General features: G+C 43.1%; 32 protein-coding genes. All 32 read left to right on the forward strand.

The genetic code is table 11. The features are described from left to right. Positions 1–27 precede the first annotated feature (27 nt). The 32 genes from ACFO4R_RS03735 (at position 28) to rplQ (ending at position 15,778) form a co-directional block, all read left to right on the forward strand. A complete protein-coding gene (locus ACFO4R_RS03735) occupies positions 28–189 on the forward strand; it encodes a hypothetical protein (RefSeq protein ID WP_379787679.1) in 162 nt (53 codons plus the stop codon). A gap of 636 nt (positions 190–825) precedes the next feature. Next, the gene (rpsJ, locus tag ACFO4R_RS03740; protein WP_379787680.1) at positions 826–1,137 is read left to right on the forward strand and encodes a 30S ribosomal protein S10; all 312 of its coding nucleotides are present in this window, start codon (positions 826–828) and stop codon (positions 1,135–1,137) included. 87 nt (positions 1,138–1,224) lie between these two features. After that, the gene (gene rplC, locus ACFO4R_RS03745; RefSeq protein ID WP_379787681.1) at positions 1,225–1,857 is read left to right on the forward strand and encodes a 50S ribosomal protein L3; all 633 of its coding nucleotides are present in this window, start codon (positions 1,225–1,227) and stop codon (positions 1,855–1,857) included. Between the two features lie 26 nt (positions 1,858–1,883). Continuing rightward, positions 1,884–2,507, forward strand: a complete 624-nt coding sequence (gene rplD / locus ACFO4R_RS03750) for a 50S ribosomal protein L4 (protein WP_379787682.1) — start codon at positions 1,884–1,886, stop codon at positions 2,505–2,507. After that, positions 2,507–2,791: a 50S ribosomal protein L23 gene (rplW, locus tag ACFO4R_RS03755; protein ID WP_379787683.1), complete on the forward strand. Its 285-nt coding sequence runs from the start codon at positions 2,507–2,509 to the stop codon at positions 2,789–2,791. Before rplD ends, rplW begins: the two co-directional genes overlap by 1 nt. Before the next feature lie 18 nt (positions 2,792–2,809). Continuing rightward, positions 2,810–3,640, forward strand: a complete 831-nt coding sequence (gene rplB, locus ACFO4R_RS03760; RefSeq protein ID WP_379787684.1) for a 50S ribosomal protein L2 — start codon at positions 2,810–2,812, stop codon at positions 3,638–3,640. Positions 3,641–3,665: 25 nt separating this feature from the next. After that, the gene (gene rpsS, locus ACFO4R_RS03765; RefSeq protein WP_379787685.1) at positions 3,666–3,944 is read left to right on the forward strand and encodes a 30S ribosomal protein S19; all 279 of its coding nucleotides are present in this window, start codon (positions 3,666–3,668) and stop codon (positions 3,942–3,944) included. 28 nt (positions 3,945–3,972) lie between these two features. Continuing rightward, positions 3,973–4,320: a 50S ribosomal protein L22 gene (rplV, locus tag ACFO4R_RS03770; protein ID WP_379787686.1), complete on the forward strand. Its 348-nt coding sequence runs from the start codon at positions 3,973–3,975 to the stop codon at positions 4,318–4,320. Between the two features lie 13 nt (positions 4,321–4,333). After that, positions 4,334–5,152 (forward strand): 30S ribosomal protein S3, encoded by an 819-nt coding sequence (gene rpsC / locus ACFO4R_RS03775; RefSeq protein ID WP_379787687.1) that lies wholly within the window; start codon positions 4,334–4,336, stop codon positions 5,150–5,152. A 30-nt stretch (positions 5,153–5,182) separates the two neighbouring features. Continuing rightward, complete coding sequence (gene rplP, locus ACFO4R_RS03780; protein WP_379787688.1) at positions 5,183–5,629, forward strand: 50S ribosomal protein L16; 447 nt, start codon at positions 5,183–5,185, stop codon at positions 5,627–5,629. Position 5,630: 1 nt separating this feature from the next. After that, positions 5,631–5,822, forward strand: a complete 192-nt coding sequence (gene rpmC, locus ACFO4R_RS03785; RefSeq protein WP_379787689.1) for a 50S ribosomal protein L29 — start codon at positions 5,631–5,633, stop codon at positions 5,820–5,822. Between the two features lie 27 nt (positions 5,823–5,849). Beyond that, the gene (rpsQ, locus tag ACFO4R_RS03790) at positions 5,850–6,107 is read left to right on the forward strand and encodes a 30S ribosomal protein S17 (protein WP_379787690.1); all 258 of its coding nucleotides are present in this window, start codon (positions 5,850–5,852) and stop codon (positions 6,105–6,107) included. 36 nt (positions 6,108–6,143) lie between these two features. Beyond that, positions 6,144–6,512 (forward strand): 50S ribosomal protein L14, encoded by a 369-nt coding sequence (rplN, locus tag ACFO4R_RS03795; protein WP_379787691.1) that lies wholly within the window; start codon positions 6,144–6,146, stop codon positions 6,510–6,512. A gap of 45 nt (positions 6,513–6,557) precedes the next feature. Next, positions 6,558–6,860, forward strand: coding sequence for a 50S ribosomal protein L24 (rplX, locus tag ACFO4R_RS03800; protein WP_379787692.1), 303 nt, complete (start codon positions 6,558–6,560; stop codon positions 6,858–6,860). 27 nt (positions 6,861–6,887) lie between these two features. Then, positions 6,888–7,430 (forward strand): 50S ribosomal protein L5, encoded by a 543-nt coding sequence (gene rplE / locus ACFO4R_RS03805; protein ID WP_379787693.1) that lies wholly within the window; start codon positions 6,888–6,890, stop codon positions 7,428–7,430. Positions 7,431–7,445: 15 nt separating this feature from the next. Then, positions 7,446–7,631: a type Z 30S ribosomal protein S14 gene (locus tag ACFO4R_RS03810; RefSeq protein WP_379787694.1), complete on the forward strand. Its 186-nt coding sequence runs from the start codon at positions 7,446–7,448 to the stop codon at positions 7,629–7,631. A 31-nt stretch (positions 7,632–7,662) separates the two neighbouring features. Further along, positions 7,663–8,061 carry a 30S ribosomal protein S8 gene (gene rpsH / locus ACFO4R_RS03815; protein WP_379787695.1) on the forward strand — a complete coding sequence of 133 codons (399 nt, stop codon included), beginning with the start codon at positions 7,663–7,665 and terminating at the stop codon, positions 8,059–8,061. A 25-nt stretch (positions 8,062–8,086) separates the two neighbouring features. Next, the gene (rplF, locus tag ACFO4R_RS03820) at positions 8,087–8,629 is read left to right on the forward strand and encodes a 50S ribosomal protein L6 (protein WP_379787696.1); all 543 of its coding nucleotides are present in this window, start codon (positions 8,087–8,089) and stop codon (positions 8,627–8,629) included. A 30-nt stretch (positions 8,630–8,659) separates the two neighbouring features. Then, positions 8,660–9,028, forward strand: a complete 369-nt coding sequence (gene rplR / locus ACFO4R_RS03825; RefSeq protein WP_379787697.1) for a 50S ribosomal protein L18 — start codon at positions 8,660–8,662, stop codon at positions 9,026–9,028. A gap of 22 nt (positions 9,029–9,050) precedes the next feature. Further along, positions 9,051–9,557 carry a 30S ribosomal protein S5 gene (gene rpsE / locus ACFO4R_RS03830; RefSeq protein ID WP_379787698.1) on the forward strand — a complete coding sequence of 169 codons (507 nt, stop codon included), beginning with the start codon at positions 9,051–9,053 and terminating at the stop codon, positions 9,555–9,557. A 12-nt stretch (positions 9,558–9,569) separates the two neighbouring features. Then, a complete protein-coding gene (gene rpmD / locus ACFO4R_RS03835; protein ID WP_379787699.1) occupies positions 9,570–9,740 on the forward strand; it encodes a 50S ribosomal protein L30 in 171 nt (56 codons plus the stop codon). Positions 9,741–9,759: 19 nt separating this feature from the next. Then, positions 9,760–10,209, forward strand: a complete 450-nt coding sequence (rplO, locus tag ACFO4R_RS03840) for a 50S ribosomal protein L15 (protein WP_379787700.1) — start codon at positions 9,760–9,762, stop codon at positions 10,207–10,209. Further along, positions 10,210–11,481, forward strand: coding sequence for a preprotein translocase subunit SecY (secY, locus tag ACFO4R_RS03845; protein WP_379787701.1), 1,272 nt, complete (start codon positions 10,210–10,212; stop codon positions 11,479–11,481). 31 nt (positions 11,482–11,512) lie between these two features. Beyond that, entirely contained in the window at positions 11,513–12,163 is a 651-nt protein-coding gene (locus ACFO4R_RS03850) for an adenylate kinase (protein WP_379787702.1), read from the forward strand. Beyond that, positions 12,164–12,913 (forward strand): type I methionyl aminopeptidase, encoded by a 750-nt coding sequence (gene map / locus ACFO4R_RS03855; protein ID WP_379787703.1) that lies wholly within the window; start codon positions 12,164–12,166, stop codon positions 12,911–12,913. A 10-nt stretch (positions 12,914–12,923) separates the two neighbouring features. Continuing rightward, complete coding sequence (locus ACFO4R_RS03860; protein WP_379787704.1) at positions 12,924–13,193, forward strand: KOW domain-containing protein; 270 nt, start codon at positions 12,924–12,926, stop codon at positions 13,191–13,193. Positions 13,194–13,211: 18 nt separating this feature from the next. Next, positions 13,212–13,430, forward strand: a complete 219-nt coding sequence (gene infA / locus ACFO4R_RS03865; protein ID WP_379787705.1) for a translation initiation factor IF-1 — start codon at positions 13,212–13,214, stop codon at positions 13,428–13,430. Between the two features lie 18 nt (positions 13,431–13,448). Next, positions 13,449–13,562, forward strand: a complete 114-nt coding sequence (rpmJ, locus tag ACFO4R_RS03870) for a 50S ribosomal protein L36 (protein WP_379787706.1) — start codon at positions 13,449–13,451, stop codon at positions 13,560–13,562. Positions 13,563–13,597: 35 nt separating this feature from the next. Then, positions 13,598–13,963, forward strand: coding sequence for a 30S ribosomal protein S13 (rpsM, locus tag ACFO4R_RS03875; protein WP_379787708.1), 366 nt, complete (start codon positions 13,598–13,600; stop codon positions 13,961–13,963). 18 nt (positions 13,964–13,981) lie between these two features. Beyond that, positions 13,982–14,383 (forward strand): 30S ribosomal protein S11, encoded by a 402-nt coding sequence (gene rpsK / locus ACFO4R_RS03880; protein WP_379787709.1) that lies wholly within the window; start codon positions 13,982–13,984, stop codon positions 14,381–14,383. 85 nt (positions 14,384–14,468) lie between these two features. Beyond that, complete coding sequence (locus ACFO4R_RS03885; RefSeq protein WP_379787710.1) at positions 14,469–15,416, forward strand: DNA-directed RNA polymerase subunit alpha; 948 nt, start codon at positions 14,469–14,471, stop codon at positions 15,414–15,416. Positions 15,417–15,436: 20 nt separating this feature from the next. Next, positions 15,437–15,778: a 50S ribosomal protein L17 gene (gene rplQ, locus ACFO4R_RS03890; RefSeq protein ID WP_379787711.1), complete on the forward strand. Its 342-nt coding sequence runs from the start codon at positions 15,437–15,439 to the stop codon at positions 15,776–15,778. Positions 15,779–15,821 lie beyond the last annotated feature (43 nt).

Here is a 15,821-nt window from a genome sequence, read left to right on the forward strand (position 1 = left end):
ATTTGACAAAAAAATAAAGCATTTAGAATGCTTATAGTGATTTTTTCCCTTTTAAACTGTCAAACTCCCGAGTCGGAGAATATAGCCAAGCAGACGAGCTTGACCCACGTTCAGATCTCCAAGGACGGCAAGGGAGAGGTGCTTATGAACAACGATTATACGCACTGGAAGCATCTGGAGGAGAAGTAATACCGATAAGGGAGGATCGGCTGTCAATGGCGGCCGATCTTCGGTCTTTGAGTTTTTGTTGTTTTGGAGAGGTGGCGGATCATTCGAAAAAAGGCGAAATTCAGTTTTTTGTGGACGGACATATTATCGAACGTGTTGGTTTTAGAGGTTTTTTATTTTTTGAAACGAAGGGGTCCATCATTTTGTGTCTTAGTGTGCCGCTTTCTTGGAAGAAGTTTCGGTATTCACTTATTTTATACTATTATTCATTTGAGTTATCGATATTAGAAACCTGTATTCAACAGAAGGCGGATGTTCGTAGTCACAAAGTAGATATAGCCACACTTCTATTGGAGAATAGTATTACATAGGGATCTGTAAGCAAGAGTACATCGACAAAAAAGTTGTAAATTTAGAAAAAAACTCTTGCTTTTTTGCCCGCTTTCTTATAAACTATATGAGTATCTTTGTGCAGAAGATACATTGCGATGAGGTAAAAGGTTGCCGTTTCAAGGAAACGGGGAATTTTTACGGAGCAGCAACATCATTGAATGTGGCGACTTGACCATGTTTCTTTTTTTGAGAAAGAAGCACGAAACACCCGGGGTAGTTTGCGAAGGTCGGTCGTGCGAAAAACGTACGATAGGAGGGTAAAAAATGTCTAACAACCAAAAAATCAGAATTCGTCTGAAGTCTTATGACCATGCTATGTTGGAGCAGACAGCGGAAAAAATCGTCGAGGCTGCAAAAGCTGCGGGTGCTAACGTGTCCGGACCGATTCCGTTGCCGACAGAAAAGCAGATCATCACGATCTTGAGAGCGGTCCATAAGTACAAGGATTCCAGAGAGCAGTTTGAGATCAGAACTCACAAGAGATTGATCGATATCAGCAATCCGAGTCCGAAATTTGTCGACTCTTTGACAAGACTGGATGTTCCGGCAGGAGTTGACATCGAGATCAAACTGTAAGTGTTAATGAAGTTAAGGTATCATCACATATACCTTATCTTAGAATGATTGCAATGCAATCCGCTGTAAGAATAGGAGGAAGTTACGATGAAAAGTATCGTAGGAAGAAAAATCGGGATGACACAAATCTTCGATGAAAAAGGAGTTATGATCCCGGTTACTGTTGTAGAAGCGGGGCCGGTAGTGGTAACGCAGATCAAGACAAAGGAGACCGACGGATATGAAGCGGTTCAGGTAGGCTTCGGTGAAGTAAAAGAAAAACGCGTAAACAAGCCTATGAGAGGACATTTCGCAAAGTCGGGAGTAGCTTTGAAGAAGTATGTAAGGGAATTGAAAGCGGAAGACGGAATTGAGAACTATTCCTTGGCTCAAGAGATCAAAGCGGATATCTTTGAGGTGGGAGAGAAGATCGATGTGACAGGAATCTCCAAAGGAAAGGGATTCCAAGGTACCATCAAGAGACACGGGCAGAGCAGAGGACCTGAAACTCACGGTTCGCACTATCACAGAGGACCCGGTTCCATGGGTGGAGCATCCGATCCTTCGAAGGTTCGCAAAGGTAAAAAACTTCCCGGGCATATGGGTAACGTTCGTGTAACCATCCAAAACCTTGAGGTTGCAAGAGTGGATGCGGAAAAGAACTTGCTCTTGATCAAGGGAGCGGTTCCCGGACCGAAAAAAGGACTTGTTGTTATCAGGACAGCAGTAAAAGGACAATAGGACAATAAGGGAAAGGAGGAAAGAAAATGCCAACAGTTGATGTGCTTAACATAAACGGAGAAAAAGTAGGACAAATGGAGTTGTCCGAGAATTTGTTTGCAGCTGCGATCAATGAGCATGCGGTGTATCAGGTGGTAAAAAATCACTTGGCAAACAAAAGAGTAGGTACTCAGTCCGCAAAGACCAGAGCGGAAGTGCGCGGAGGGGGAGCGAAACCCTGGAGACAAAAAGGAACGGGTCGTGCAAGACAAGGTTCCATCCGTGCACCGCAATGGAAGGGCGGCGGAGTTGTATTTGCACCGAAGCCGAGAGACTACAGCTATACAATTCCCAAGAAGGTCAAGAGACTTGCGCTCAAGAGTGTGTTGACCGATAAGGTGAACGAAGGAAGTCTGATCGTTGTTGACGATATCAAACTCAACGAGTGGAAGACCAAAGAGTTTGCAAAGATGCTTTCCGCGCTTAAGACGGATAAGAAAGCTTTGGTAGTTACAAGAGATCACGAGGCTGATGTCGTAAGAAGCGGAAGAAACATTAAAAACGTACAGGTAGCTTTTGTCGGAACGATGAACGTGTATGATATTTTGAATCACAACACCCTCGTTATGACCAAAGGCGCTGTAGAAAAAGCTGAGGAGGTGTACGCATAATGCTGGCACATGATATTATAATCCGACCCATCATCACGGAGAAATCCATGGAATTGGCAGAAGACAAAAAGTACACTTTCGTAGTGGCAAAGTCTGCCAACAAGATCCAAATAAAACAAGCTGCCGAAGAAGTGTTCGGAGTACAGGTTAAAAAAGTATATACAATGAATTACCGAGGAAAAGTAAAGAGAATGGGTAGAAACGTCGGAAGAACGGCTTCCTTCAAAAAAGCCATCATTCAATTGAAAGATACGAGCAAAGATATCGAATTCTTCGGAGTATAGAATAAGGAGGGAACATTAGTGGCTATTAAGAGTTATAAAGCGACATCTCCGGCTTTAAGAGAGCTGACAGTCCTCAAGTCGGATGAGATTACAAAACATGAGCCAGAGAAATCTCTACTTGTATCCTTGAAGAAAAATGCGGGAAGAAACTCACAAGGAAAGATCACTGTTCGTCACAGAGGTGGCGGAGCGAAAAGAAAGTATAGAGTCATCGACTTCAAGAGAGATAAGGAGCAGATTCCGGCAAAGGTGGCAGGAATTGAATACGATCCGAACAGAAGTGCGAACATCGCATTGTTGCATTATGCGGACGGAGAAAAAAGATATATCTTGGCTCCCAAAGGGTTGAAGGTGGGCGATATGATATTTGCAGGCGAAGGTTCCGATATCAAGATCGGTAACTGCCTGAAAATGAAGGATATGCCGGTAGGTACTATCGTTCACAACGTGGAACTCAAGGCCGGAAAAGGCGGACAGATCGTAAGAGCTGCAGGAGCTTCCGCGCAGTTGATGGCGAAAGAAGGAAAGAATGTACTTCTTCGTTTGCCCTCCGGAGAGATGAGAAAAGTAAATGCGAACTGCAAGGCTACCATCGGACAGGTAGGAAACCTTGAACATGAGATCGTAACCATCGGTAAAGCGGGAAGAAAACGTCATATGGGTATCAGACCTACGGTAAGAGGTTCCGTAATGAACCCGAACGACCACCCTCATGGTGGAGGAGAGGGAAGAGCTCCGATCGGACGTTCCGGACCGGTTACGCCTTGGGGTAAGCCGGCACTTGGTTACAAGACGAGAAAGAAAAACAAAGCGTCTGACAGCATGATCGTTTCCAGACGTAAGAAATAAAAACCTTGAAAGGAGGAGATGATAAATGAGTAGATCATCAAAGAAAGGACCTTTTGTACACGAAGGGCTTTATAAGAAGATTGTCGCGATGAACGAAAAGAATGAGAAACAAGTGATCAAAACATGGTCCAGAAGCTCTACGATATTTCCTGAGTTCGTCGGTCATACGATAGCGGTACACGACGGAAGAAAACACGTTCCGGTATATTTGACAGAAGATATGGTTGGACATAAGTTGGGAGAATTTGTGCCGACAAGAACTTTCAAGGGGCACAAGAACGACGACAGATCATCTAAGAAATAAGAACCTTTTACAGGAAGGAGGAGAATAAATGGAAGCAAAAGTATTAGAAGCAAAAGCGATTGCTAAATACGTTAGAACATCTCCAAGAAAAGCAGGTTTTGTTTGTTCTTTAGTAAGGGGTAAAAACGTAGATGAAGCATTGGCAATCTTGAGATATACACCGAACAGCAGTGCTCAGATTATTGCTAAGGTAGTAAAATCGGCTGCAGCGAATGCAGAGAACAACTTCGAGATGGATAGAGACAAGTTGTACATCTCTCATATCGTAGCAAACCAAGGACCTACATTGAAGAGATTTCGTCCGAGAGCGCAAGGTAGAGCGACAGCGATTCGCAAACGAACAAGTCATATTGAAGTAATCGTGAAAGAAAGATAGGAGGGAAAGCAGAATGGGTCAAAAAGTAAGTCCTCACGGACTTCGTGTCGGAATCAATAAGGACTGGGATTCCAGATGGTTTGCAAACAAAAAAGATTTCGCGGCAAACATTAAGGAAGATTCCGTGATCAGAGAATTTATCAAGAAGAAACTCTATCTTGCAGGAGTTTCCAAGATTGAGATAGAAAGATCGGGAAAAATCGTTCGTATCAATATCTTTACTGCACAGCCGGGAAGAGTGATCGGAAAGGGCGGTCAAGGCATTGAAGAACTGAAGGCGGATGTCGAAAAAATCGCAAAAGAAAAGCAGGTGTTCATCAATATTCGCGAGGTTCCCAGACCGGAGACCGATGCACAGTTGGTAGCGGAGAACATCGCTATGGCGCTTGAGAGACGTATTGCGTTCAGACGTGCGATGAAGCAGGCTATGCAAAGAGCGATGAGAGCGGGAGCAAAAGGAATTAAGGTTTCCACTTCCGGACGTCTCGGTGGTGCGGAGATGGCAAGAACCGAAGGTTATGCGGAAGGTGTTGTACCTCTTCATACACTGCGTGCAGACATCGGTTACGGATTTGCAGAAGCGGACACCACTTACGGAAAACTGGGTGTAAAGGTATGGATCTGTAACGGAGAGATCCTTCCTACAAGAAACGGTCCGAAAAGAGAGCTTGAAGAGCCTCAAAAAGATCAGAGAAGAAAGCCGAGAAGAAGAGACGACAACTTCAACCGCAGAGGTGAGGGAAGAGGCGAAGGAAGAGGAGAGCGAAGAGGACAAGGTGAGAGAAGAAATCAAGAGAGAAAACCTCGTCCGAACCGCGAAGAGAGAAATTAATTAAAACCGAACGGGAAGGAGGAAAAACCTATGTTAATGCCGAAAAGAGTAAAACGTCGTAGAGTACACAGAGGCTCGATGGCAGGAAAGGCAACAAAAGGAAACCAAATCGCATACGGTGAATACGCTTTGGTGGCAATGGAGCCATCTTGGATCACATCCAACCAAATCGAGGCGGCACGTATCGCGCTAAATAGATCTATTCGTAGAGGTGGTAAGGTGTGGATAAAGATATTCCCGCACAAGCCCGTAACACAAAAACCTGCTGAAACTCGTATGGGTGCCGGAAAAGGTTCGCCTGAATACTGGGTAGCTGTAGTAAAACCCGGCAGGATCATCTTTGAATTGGACGGAGTATCCGAGGAGAAGGCAAGAGAAGCTATGAGATTGGCGATGCATAAACTTCCGATCAAGTGTAAGTTTATGAAAAAGGAAGATTTGAACAAGCAAGAGATTGAAACGAAGGTTGGTGAATAGAATGAAAGCTGATGCTCTAAGAGAAATGACGAAAGAAGAATTGGCATCCAAAATATTAGAATTAAAAGAAGAATTATTCAACCTTAGATTCCAATTGGCGACCGGACAACTGGAGAATCCTGTTCGACTAAGACACGTGAAAAGAGATATTGCACGGATTAAGACCATTCTAACAGAAAAGGAACGCGCTTAACATCGTTGGATGAAAGGAGGATAAAACATGGAACGTAGCTTAAGAAAAACAAGAATCGGATATGTAACATCCGATAAAATGGATAAGACAGTAGTTGTATCTATCGTCGAGTTTGTACGTCATCCTCTTTATGGAAAAGCAGTAAAGAGAACGGTTAAATTCAAGGCTCATGACGAAAACAACGAATGTAAGATCGGAGATCGTGTAAAAATTATGGAGACTCGTCCGCTTTCGAAGGATAAGAGATGGAGAGTTGTCAATATTATCGAAAAGGCTGCAGAGTAGAAAAAGAGCAGTTCACCAGGAAGGAGGACAAAGAGGATGATACAACAAGAAACTCGTCTAAAAGTAGCAGACAACTCAGGTGCAAAAGAATTGCTTTGCATTCGTGTACTTGGAGGTTCGACAAGGAAGTCGGGAAACATAGGAGATGTGATCGTCGCTTCCGTAAAATCTTCAACACCGGGCGGAGTTGTTAAGAAGGGAAAGGTCGTAAAAGCGGTTATCGTTCGTTCGAAGCAGGGAATCAGAAGAAAGGACGGTTCTTATCTGAAGTTTGATGAAAATGCCGCAGTTATTATAAAAGATGATAAGTCGCCGGCAGGAACCCGTATTTTCGGACCTGTTGCAAGGGAATTGAGAGATAAACAATATACAAAGATTCTCTCCTTGGCACCGGAAGTGCTGTAAGAATAAGTAGTAGTAAACGAAGCCTACAAGGAGGTGCAGAATAAAATGAAGATCAAAAGCGGAGATACTGTAGTAGTAATCAGCGGAAAAGATAAAGGAAAAAAAGGTAAGGTCATTGAGGTCAAAGACGGAAGAGTATTGGTTGACGGAGTCAATAAGGTGCTCAGACATACAAAACCGAGCCAAAAGAACCCGCAAGGCGGAATCATCGAACAAGAAGCTCCCATCCATCATTCGAACGTTATGTTCTATGATGCAAAGTCCGGAAAGGGTGTTCGTGTAGGATATAAGATCCTTGAAGACGGAACAAAGGTGAGAATCTCTAAAAAAAGCGGAGAAGAAATATAGAACGATAAGAAAGGAGGCTAACAGGCAATGGCTTCAAGATTAAAAGAAATCTACAAAAATGAAATTTGCAAAGCGATGATGGAGAAGTTCGGATATACAAATCCGATGCAGATCCCCAGAATAGAAAAAGTTGTTGTAAACATGGGTGTCGGAGAAGCGAAAGACAACGCGAAGGTGTTGGAGAGCGCTATGGCGGAGATCGAGCTGATTACAGGACAAAAGCCGGTTGCAACGAGAGCAAAAAAATCTGTTGCTAACTTCAAGATCAGAGAAGGTATGCCGATCGGAGCAAAAGTCACACTTCGAGGAGACAAGATGTTGTATTTTGTTGACAAGTTGGTAAATATCACCCTACCTCGTGTACGTGACTTCAGAGGAGTATCCAAAAACTCATTTGACGGAAGAGGAAACTATGCACTGGGAATCAAAGAGCAACTTATTTTCCCCGAGATTGATTATGATAAAGTAGATGCAGTGAGAGGTATGGATATTGTCTTTGTAACAACAGCAAAAACGGATGAAGAAGCAAGAGAGTTACTAAGACTGTACGGAATGCCTTTCATGAAATAGTGATAGGAGGAAACTATGGCAAAAACATCTATGAAAGTGAAACAACAACGTCCACAGAAGTATTCTACAAGAGAATATACGAGATGTAGTATTTGTGGAAGACCCCATAGCGTGTTGCGCAAATTCGGAATTTGCCGTATATGCTTTAGGGAATTAGCATACAAAGGACAGATACCGGGAGTTAGAAAAGCGAGCTGGTAATCCTTAAGATAATGAAAGGAGGCAAACAAACATGACAATGACAGATCCAATTGCAGATATGCTTACACGTATCAGAAACGGAATCACGGCAAAACATGAAACGGTAGACATTCCTGCATCGAATATAAAGAGAGAGATAGCAAGAATCCTTTTGGAAGAAGGATATATCAAGGGATATGATGTAATCGAAGACGGAAAGCAGGGTCTTATCAGAGTAACCTTGAAGTATGGAAAAGAAGGCCAAAAGGTGATCTTGGGACTTAAGAGGATCTCCAAGCCGGGACTTCGAGTATATGCAGACAAGCACACGGTTCCGAAAGTGTTGAACGGACTTGGAATTTCGATCGTATCCACATCAAAAGGAATCTTAACGGACAGACAGGCAAGAGAAATGGGCGTAGGCGGAGAAGTAATCTGCTACGTTTGGTAAAATAAATACGTAAGGAGGTGCCTAAATGTCAAGAATCGGACTTAAACCGGTAAACGTTCCGGCCGGTGTTGAAATTAAAATAGACGAAAAGAACAATGTTACGGTAAAAGGACCAAAGGGAACTCTTTCTCAAGCGATCGATCCGAGTATGAAGATCGAGATCAACGATGGAGAACTCACGGTATCCAGACCTACAGATAACAAAAAACATAGATCTCTGCACGGCTTGAGTAGAACTTTGATCAACAATATGATCGTCGGAGTAACCGAAGGTTACCAAAAGAAAATGGAGATCGTAGGGGTTGGTTACAGAGCGGCGAAGCAAGGAAAGAAACTTGTTTTGAACCTGGGCTACTCTCATCCGGTAGAAATGGAAGATCCCGAAGGAATTGAAACGGAAGTGCCTACACAGCTTGAGATTATCGTAAAAGGTATCAATAAGCAATTGGTAGGAAACTACGCGGCAAAGATTAGAGCATGGAGAGAGCCTGAGCCATACAAGGGCAAGGGAATCCGTTACTCCGGTGAGAATGTACGCCGTAAAGAAGGAAAAACAGGTAAGAAATAAAGCATCATAGCTTAGAAAGGAGTGAATCAAGTGTTCCATAAAGTTGACAAAAACGTAGGACGAATTGCAAGACATAAAAGAGTTCGCAAAAACCTGTCCGGAACTCCTGAAAGACCGAGATTCAACGTATATAGAAGCACAAACAACATCTATGTACAAATTATAGACGATGTAAACAGAAGAACTCTTGTATCCGCCTCTACCTTGGATAAAGACATCAAAGCGGGCGTTGAGCATACAGGAAATAAGGAAGCTGCGAAAAAAGTCGGAGAACTTGCTGCAAAAAGAGCCCTCGAGAAAGGGATCAAAGAGGTTGTATTTGACCGCGGCGGCTACATCTATCACGGAAGAGTAAAAGAAGTAGCGGAAGGCGCAAGAGAAGCAGGTTTGCAATTCTAGGAAAAAGGAGGGGAGCTCAATAATGCAAAGAAAACGAATCGATGCAAGACAGCTTGATATAGAAACAAAAGTAGTAAATATCAGACGTGTAACAAAGGTAGTAAAAGGAGGACGTAACTTCCGTTTTGCGGCTCTTGTAGTAGTTGGAGATAACAACGGACACGTAGCGATCGGAACGGGAAAAGCGACGGAGGTTCCGGAAGCGATCCGTAAGGCCGAAGAGGATGCAAAGAAGAATATGATCGAGATACCGATGGTCGGAACGACGATCCCTCATATCGTACAGGGAAGATTCGGAGCGGGAAATGTACTTCTTATGCCGGCGCCGGAAGGTACCGGAGTTCTTGCTGGAGGTCCGGTGCGTGCCGTTCTGGAACTTGCAGGGATCAGAGATGTCCGTGCGAAGTCCATTGGAACAAACAATGAGAGAAACATGGTAAATGCTACCATGGAAGGACTGAAAGCTTTGAGAACGGTTGAGGAAGTTGCAGCCTTGAGAGGAAAGAAAGTAGAAGACCTTTTGGGTTAGGAGGGACTGAAGATGCTAAAAGTAACATTGAAAAAAAGTCCGATAGGCACCAAACCTAATCAAAGGAAAACCCTGGTTGCTTTGGGACTCAAAAAAAGACATCAGACTGTGGAAAAGCCTGATAATCCTCAAGTTAGAGGAATGATCAAGACAGTAAGTCATCTAGTAGAAGTAGAAGAATAAGAAAAAAGGAGGTGCACGAATGAAACTACACAATCTAAGACCTGCGGCAGGTGGAGGAACCAAAGCTAGAAAAAGACTTGGTAGAGGTACTGCTACAGGACAGGGAAAAACATCCGGAAGAGGACAAAAAGGACAAGGTTCCCGTTCAGGCGGAGGTGTAAGACCGGGATTTGAGGGAGGTCAGATGCCTCTTATGAGAAGACTTCCGAAGATCGGTTTCGATAACACTCAATTCGAAAAGAAATATAGTGTGATCAATATTGAACGATTGAACAGTCTCGAGGACGGAACGGTAGTAGATGCACAACTATTAAAAGATAAAAAGATCATCAGCAAGATAGAGAAAGACGGATTGAAGATCCTTGGAAATGGCGAGTTCAACAAAAAACTCACCATTAAAGCAAGCAAGTTTACAAAGTCAGCAATTGAGAAGATAGAAGCGGCAGGAGGAAAGGCAGAGGTGATTTAGTTGTTTGAAGCACTGAAAAAGGCAATGAAAATACCGGCTCTTAGAAAAAGAATCGTGTTCACCGCATTGATGATATTAGTATTCAGAATAGGAGCCAACATTCCCGCAGCCGGCATGAACACACAACTAATCAAGGACAGTCTTGCACAAAACAACGTGCTTTCGCTCTATGATATGATGGCTGGGGGAGCGCTCAGTCAGTTTACTCTGTTTGCACTCGGAGTAACACCTTATATTACCGCTTCGATCATTATGCAATTGCTTGCAGTTGCAATTCCGACCCTTGAAGATATGCAAAAATCAGGGGAAGACGGAAGAAAAAAAATTCAGGTATATACCAGATACCTGTCGGTAGCCTTAGCGATCCTCCAATCGTTCGGATTGGTATATGGAATGTTTAGGGAGGCTTTGATCTCTGATAATTTTCTCACTGTCATATCCATCGTTTTGACGCTGACAGCAGGAACGACCTTCCTGATGTGGCTCGGCGAGATTATGACGGAGAAGGGGATCGGAAACGGGGTCTCGATGTTGATCTATGCAGGGATTATTTCAAGATATCCACATTCTCTCAGATCTACGATGAGAATGGCTTCCGTAGGAGAAATCAATCCTTTGCAGATTATTGTATTCCTGATCATTTCCGTTGCGATCATCGTAGGTGTCGTTATGGTTCTTGAAGGGGTTCGAAAGATCCCTGTACAGTATGCAAAACGTGTTGTCGGAAAGAACACTTATGGAGGACAGAGTTCTCATATTCCGCTAAAAGTAAATCAGGCGGGAGTTATCCCTGTCATCTTCGCTTCGTCGATCATGATGATGCCGGAAATGATGAGGTTCTTCTTCAGAAGTCAAGGATATAAGATGTTTATCGACAAGTACTTTTCCGTTGGAGGAAATCCCGGGATCTATATCTATAGTATCATTCAGTTTGTATTGGTTTATGCATTCTCTTATTTCTATATTTCCATCTCCTTCCATCCCGATGAGGTTGCAGACAATTTAAAGAACGGAAATGGATTTATTCCGGGGATCAGACCCGGAAAACCGACAGAAGAGTATATTTCAAAATCTCTAAACAGACTTACCTTTGTCGGTGCACTGTTCTTGGCGTTAATCGCCGCACTGCCGAATTTCTTTTACAGAACGACGAACATTCCCTTCCAATTTGGAGGAACGAGTTTGTTGATCGTTGTCGGGGTAGCGATCGAAACGATGAGACAGATCAAGGCGCAGTCGGTAATGAGACAGTACCAAGGATTCTTGAAATAAAGTATGTTAAGAAAAGTAGGAGATGAAAAAAATGAACGTTATATTGCTTGGACCTCCGGGTGCAGGAAAAGGGACACAGGCGGAATCGATTGTAAAAGATTACAAGACCGTTCACATCTCAACCGGAGATATTTTTCGTAAAAACATTAAAGAGAACACGGCTTTAGGTCAAAAGGCGAAGGAGTATATGGACAAGGGACAGCTGGTTCCCGACGAACTCGTCGTCGAATTGGTGGCGGATCGCTTGTCTCAGGAAGATGTCAAACAAGGCTTTCTTCTCGACGGCTTCCCCAGAACGATATTCCAAGCGGAAGAACTTGACAAGGTCCTTTTGAAGAACGATATGAAGATCGACAAGGTCATCAATATTGAGGTGGAGCCGGAGGTTTTGATTGAAAGAGCGGTAGGCAGAAGAGTGTGTAAGGTCGACGGGACTACCTACCATGTGAGCTTCAATCCGCCTAAAACCGAAGGGATCTGTGATCATTGCGGACAGGAATTGCACCAGAGAGATGATGATAAAGAAGAGACTGTAAGAAACAGAATTTCAGTATATACAAATCAAACAAAACCTTTGATCGAGTATTATACAAAGCAAGGAAACATTGCCAATATCAATGGACAGCAAAAGATCGAAGCCGTCTTTGAAGAAATAAAAAGTGCCTTAGGAAGTGAACAATAGATGATAAGTCTGAAATCGAAAAGAGAAATACAGTTGCTTAGAGATGCCGGTAAGATTGTAGCCGAGACACATGCCTTGATCAAAGAGGCAATCAGGCCCGGAATCAGCACTTTGGAACTGGATGAGATTGCATACAGGAACATAACAAAGTATGATGCCATCCCTTCGTTTTTGAACTACAACGGTTTTCCTAAAAGCATCTGTACCTCGAAGAATGATATCATCGTTCACGGGATTCCCTCCGAAGAAGATATTCTTTTGGAGGGAGATATTATCAGTGTGGATATCGGTGCCTATTACAAGGGCTATCACGGGGACAGTGCAAAGACCCACGGTGTCGGGACGATCAGCGATGAAGATTCGAGGTTGATCGCCGTAACGCGGGAAAGTTTCTATGAGGGAATCAGACATGCCGTCATAGGAAACAGGCTCTCCGATATTTCACATCATGTTCAAAAGGTAGCGGAAGAGGCGGGATATTCCGTTGTTCGAGAGTTTGTCGGACACGGAGTAGGAACCAAATTGCATGAAGACCCATCAGTACCTAATTATGGACCGCCAAACAGGGGACCGAGGTTGGCGGAAGGGCTTGTTATTGCGGTAGAGCCTATGATAAACCAAGGAACTTATCACGTCAGAATAGAAGATGACGGTTGGACGGTAAGGACGCAGGATAGTAAAAAATCGGCACATTACGAGCATACGATTGCCATTACTGAACACGGCCCTGAACTCCTGACCTTATTGTAAAGGAGAGAAGATGGAGAACGTATTCGAAAAAGGCACAGTGGTGATAAGTCGTGCCGGGCATGATAAAAGCATACCTATGGTCGTCTATGAGCAGATCGATCAAACCAGAGTATTCGTCGTAGATGGAAAAAATAGAAAAGTTGAAAAACCGAAACTGAAAAATGTTCATCACCTACAAAAAACGAATCATTTTATTGATTTGAAACCGATAGATAACCTGAAAGATAACGGCGAGAAAAATGCCTATATCAGAAAACAACTCAAGCAAATAGGATACTGAAGAGGGGGGACCGTGCAGATGTCCAAAAAAGATGTCATTGAATTGGAAGGCACCGTAATCGATGCCCTACCCAATACGATGTTTAAGGTAAAATTAGATAACGATCATGAGATCATGGCGCATATATCCGGAAAACTTCGAATGAATTTTATCCGAATACTTCCGGGAGATAAAGTAACCGTAGAGCTTTCCCCTTATGATTTAACAAAAGGAAGAATCACTTGGAGAAAGAAGTAAGAAGCAGGAGGGAACAAGATGAAGATAAGACCATCCGTAAAGCCTATGTGTGAAAAATGCAAAATCATCAAACGTAAGGGAAAAGTAATGGTGATTTGTGAAAATCCGAAACATAAGCAAAAACAAGGTTAAATAAGACAAAGCAATTAATAGGAGGTGCAAGCTGAATGGCACGTATTGCAGGTATAGACTTACCAAGAGAAAAAAGAGTTGAGATCGGATTGACCTACATCTTCGGGATTGGAAGACCGACCGCAAACAAGATCCTGAAAGATACCGGAATCAACCCTGATACGAGGATCAAAGATCTGACGGAAGAAGAGGTAAATGTTCTGCGTAAAGCAATCGATGAGTATCCGGTAGAGGGAGATTTGAGAAGAGAAATTTCTTTGAATATCAAACGTCTCAGAGATATCCGCTGCTACAGAGGAATCCGTCATGCAAAAGGATTACCGGTGAGAGGACAGAAGACAAAGACGAATGCAAGAACTCGTAAAGGTGCGAAACGTACAGTAGGAAGAAAGAAAAAATAAACGTAAGGAGGGTGAAACATGGCAAAAGCAGCAAAGAAGAAAAATACGCGAATCCGTAGACGAGAAAGAAAAAACATTGAAAAAGGGCATGCCCATATTCAATCTTCATTCAATAACTCGATTGTAACATTGACTGATGTTCATGGAAACGTAATTTCGTGGGCAAGTGCAGGACAACTTGGTTTTAAAGGTTCCAGAAAATCTACACCGTTTGCAGCGCAGATGGCAGCTGAGACTGCAAGCAAGGCAGCGATGGAGCATGGACTGAAATCAGTAGAAGTATTTGTAAAAGGACCGGGTTCGGGTCGTGAGGCGGCGATTCGTGCACTACAGGCTTCAGGACTTGAGGTCACCATGATCAAAGACGTTACACCGATTCCGCACAACGGTTGCAGACCACCCAAGAGAAGAAGAGTGTAATTGAGGAAACATAAGGATAACAAATGTTATTTCTTAGCCTTGGTAGAAGGATAAATGAAGATAATCAAGGAGGGTTTCTGAAAACATGATATCAATCGAAAAGCCAAGTGTAAATGCCTTGGAATACAATGATAGTTATGGAAAATTTGTCGTGGAACCTCTTGAGAGAGGCTTTGCAATTACAATAGGAAATGCGCTCAGAAGGATCCTCTTGTCATCGTTGCCCGGCGTAGCTGTAAAATCGATCCGTATCGATGGAGTTCTGCATGAATTTTCGACGATTCCGGGAGTTAAAGAAGATGTAACTGAAATCATGTTAAGGCTCAAAGAACTTGCGATGAGAATAGACTCTCAAGATGATGAACAGCGAGTGCTGGTAGTATCTCAGGAAGGGGAAGGGGTCGTAAGTGCCGGAGATATCAAGTGTCCTCCGGATGTAGAGATCCTCAATAAAGACCTGTTGATAGCGACCTGTTCGGAAGACACCAAGTTCTATATGGAAATTCATATAGGAAAGGGAAGAGGTTATGTATCCTCTGAAGACAACAAGGACGAGTCTATGCCGATCGGTGTTATACCGATGGATTCCATCTATACACCGGTAAAAAAAGTCAATTATGAAGTAGAGCCTACAAGAGTGGGAAATCGTTCCGATTATGAGAAATTGATCTTGGAGATCTGGACAGATGGAAGTATAGAAGTACAGGAAGGAGTCTCTCTGGGAGCGAAGATCCTGAATGAACATTTAAACTTGTTCTTGAACTTGAGTGATAAGTTAAATCAAATCGAATTGATGGTGGAGAAGGAAGAAGGCAAGAAGGAAAAAGCCTTGGAGATGACGATCGAAGAGCTGGACCTCTCTGTAAGATCCTACAACTGCTTGAAGAGAGCAAACATCAATACGGTGGAAGAGTTGACCAAGAAGACGGAAGATGAGATGATGAAGGTGAGAAACCTCGGCAAGAAATCGTTAGAAGAAGTCATCGGCAAACTCTCCGATTTAGGATTCAGTTTAAGAACAGAAGAAGAATAGACGAAAAGGAGGCGAACCTCATGGCAGTATATAGAAAACTTGGAAGAAAAACTGCACATAGAAACTTGATGCTTAGAAATCAAGTAACAGACCTGATCAAACATGAAAGAATTCAAACGACCGAAACTCGTGCAAAAGAAACCAAGAGAATGGCGGAAAAAATGATCACCCTTGGAAAAAGAGGCGATCTGCATGCAAGAAGACAAGCTCTTTCTTATATGTTGGATGAAGGGACAGTTAAGAAATTGTTTGATGAAGTTGCACCGAAGTATCAAGACAGACAGGGCGGTTATGTAAGAATTATGAAGACCGTTCCAAGAAAGGGCGACAACTCACCGATGGCAATTATTGAATTGGTGTAAGACGTTCTTTTCCCATGTATATCGGAATCGCATCGCCAAAGCG

This window comes from Filifactor villosus (genome assembly GCF_042652965.1).
Lineage (GTDB): Bacteria > Bacillota > Clostridia > Peptostreptococcales > Filifactoraceae > Filifactor > Filifactor villosus.

Excerpts from the sequence above, each read along its gene's own strand:
- ACFO4R_RS03735 (WP_379787679.1), top strand. The coding sequence starts at position 28 with ATGCTTATAGTGATTTTTTCCCTTTTAAACTGTCAAACTCCCGAGTCG.
- rpsJ (WP_379787680.1), top strand. The coding sequence starts at position 826 with ATGTCTAACAACCAAAAAATCAGAATTCGTCTGAAGTCTTATGACCAT.
- rplC (WP_379787681.1), top strand. The coding sequence starts at position 1,225 with ATGAAAAGTATCGTAGGAAGAAAAATCGGGATGACACAAATCTTCGAT.
- rplD (WP_379787682.1), top strand. The coding sequence starts at position 1,884 with ATGCCAACAGTTGATGTGCTTAACATAAACGGAGAAAAAGTAGGACAA.
- rplW (WP_379787683.1), top strand. The coding sequence starts at position 2,507 with ATGCTGGCACATGATATTATAATCCGACCCATCATCACGGAGAAATCC.
- rpsS (WP_379787685.1), top strand. The coding sequence starts at position 3,666 with ATGAGTAGATCATCAAAGAAAGGACCTTTTGTACACGAAGGGCTTTAT.
- rplV (WP_379787686.1), top strand. The coding sequence starts at position 3,973 with ATGGAAGCAAAAGTATTAGAAGCAAAAGCGATTGCTAAATACGTTAGA.
- rpsC (WP_379787687.1), top strand. The coding sequence starts at position 4,334 with ATGGGTCAAAAAGTAAGTCCTCACGGACTTCGTGTCGGAATCAATAAG.
- rplP (WP_379787688.1), top strand. The coding sequence starts at position 5,183 with ATGTTAATGCCGAAAAGAGTAAAACGTCGTAGAGTACACAGAGGCTCG.
- rpmC (WP_379787689.1), top strand. The coding sequence starts at position 5,631 with ATGAAAGCTGATGCTCTAAGAGAAATGACGAAAGAAGAATTGGCATCC.
- rpsQ (WP_379787690.1), top strand. The coding sequence starts at position 5,850 with ATGGAACGTAGCTTAAGAAAAACAAGAATCGGATATGTAACATCCGAT.
- rplN (WP_379787691.1), top strand. The coding sequence starts at position 6,144 with ATGATACAACAAGAAACTCGTCTAAAAGTAGCAGACAACTCAGGTGCA.
- rplX (WP_379787692.1), top strand. The coding sequence starts at position 6,558 with ATGAAGATCAAAAGCGGAGATACTGTAGTAGTAATCAGCGGAAAAGAT.
- rplE (WP_379787693.1), top strand. The coding sequence starts at position 6,888 with ATGGCTTCAAGATTAAAAGAAATCTACAAAAATGAAATTTGCAAAGCG.
- ACFO4R_RS03810 (WP_379787694.1), top strand. The coding sequence starts at position 7,446 with ATGGCAAAAACATCTATGAAAGTGAAACAACAACGTCCACAGAAGTAT.
- rpsH (WP_379787695.1), top strand. The coding sequence starts at position 7,663 with ATGACAATGACAGATCCAATTGCAGATATGCTTACACGTATCAGAAAC.
- rplF (WP_379787696.1), top strand. The coding sequence starts at position 8,087 with ATGTCAAGAATCGGACTTAAACCGGTAAACGTTCCGGCCGGTGTTGAA.
- rpsE (WP_379787698.1), top strand. The coding sequence starts at position 9,051 with ATGCAAAGAAAACGAATCGATGCAAGACAGCTTGATATAGAAACAAAA.
- rpmD (WP_379787699.1), top strand. The coding sequence starts at position 9,570 with ATGCTAAAAGTAACATTGAAAAAAAGTCCGATAGGCACCAAACCTAAT.
- rplO (WP_379787700.1), top strand. The coding sequence starts at position 9,760 with ATGAAACTACACAATCTAAGACCTGCGGCAGGTGGAGGAACCAAAGCT.
- ACFO4R_RS03850 (WP_379787702.1), top strand. The coding sequence starts at position 11,513 with ATGAACGTTATATTGCTTGGACCTCCGGGTGCAGGAAAAGGGACACAG.
- map (WP_379787703.1), top strand. The coding sequence starts at position 12,164 with ATGATAAGTCTGAAATCGAAAAGAGAAATACAGTTGCTTAGAGATGCC.
- ACFO4R_RS03860 (WP_379787704.1), top strand. The coding sequence starts at position 12,924 with ATGGAGAACGTATTCGAAAAAGGCACAGTGGTGATAAGTCGTGCCGGG.
- infA (WP_379787705.1), top strand. The coding sequence starts at position 13,212 with ATGTCCAAAAAAGATGTCATTGAATTGGAAGGCACCGTAATCGATGCC.
- rpmJ (WP_379787706.1), top strand. The coding sequence starts at position 13,449 with ATGAAGATAAGACCATCCGTAAAGCCTATGTGTGAAAAATGCAAAATC.
- rpsM (WP_379787708.1), top strand. The coding sequence starts at position 13,598 with ATGGCACGTATTGCAGGTATAGACTTACCAAGAGAAAAAAGAGTTGAG.
- rpsK (WP_379787709.1), top strand. The coding sequence starts at position 13,982 with ATGGCAAAAGCAGCAAAGAAGAAAAATACGCGAATCCGTAGACGAGAA.
- ACFO4R_RS03885 (WP_379787710.1), top strand. The coding sequence starts at position 14,469 with ATGATATCAATCGAAAAGCCAAGTGTAAATGCCTTGGAATACAATGAT.
- rplQ (WP_379787711.1), top strand. The coding sequence starts at position 15,437 with ATGGCAGTATATAGAAAACTTGGAAGAAAAACTGCACATAGAAACTTG.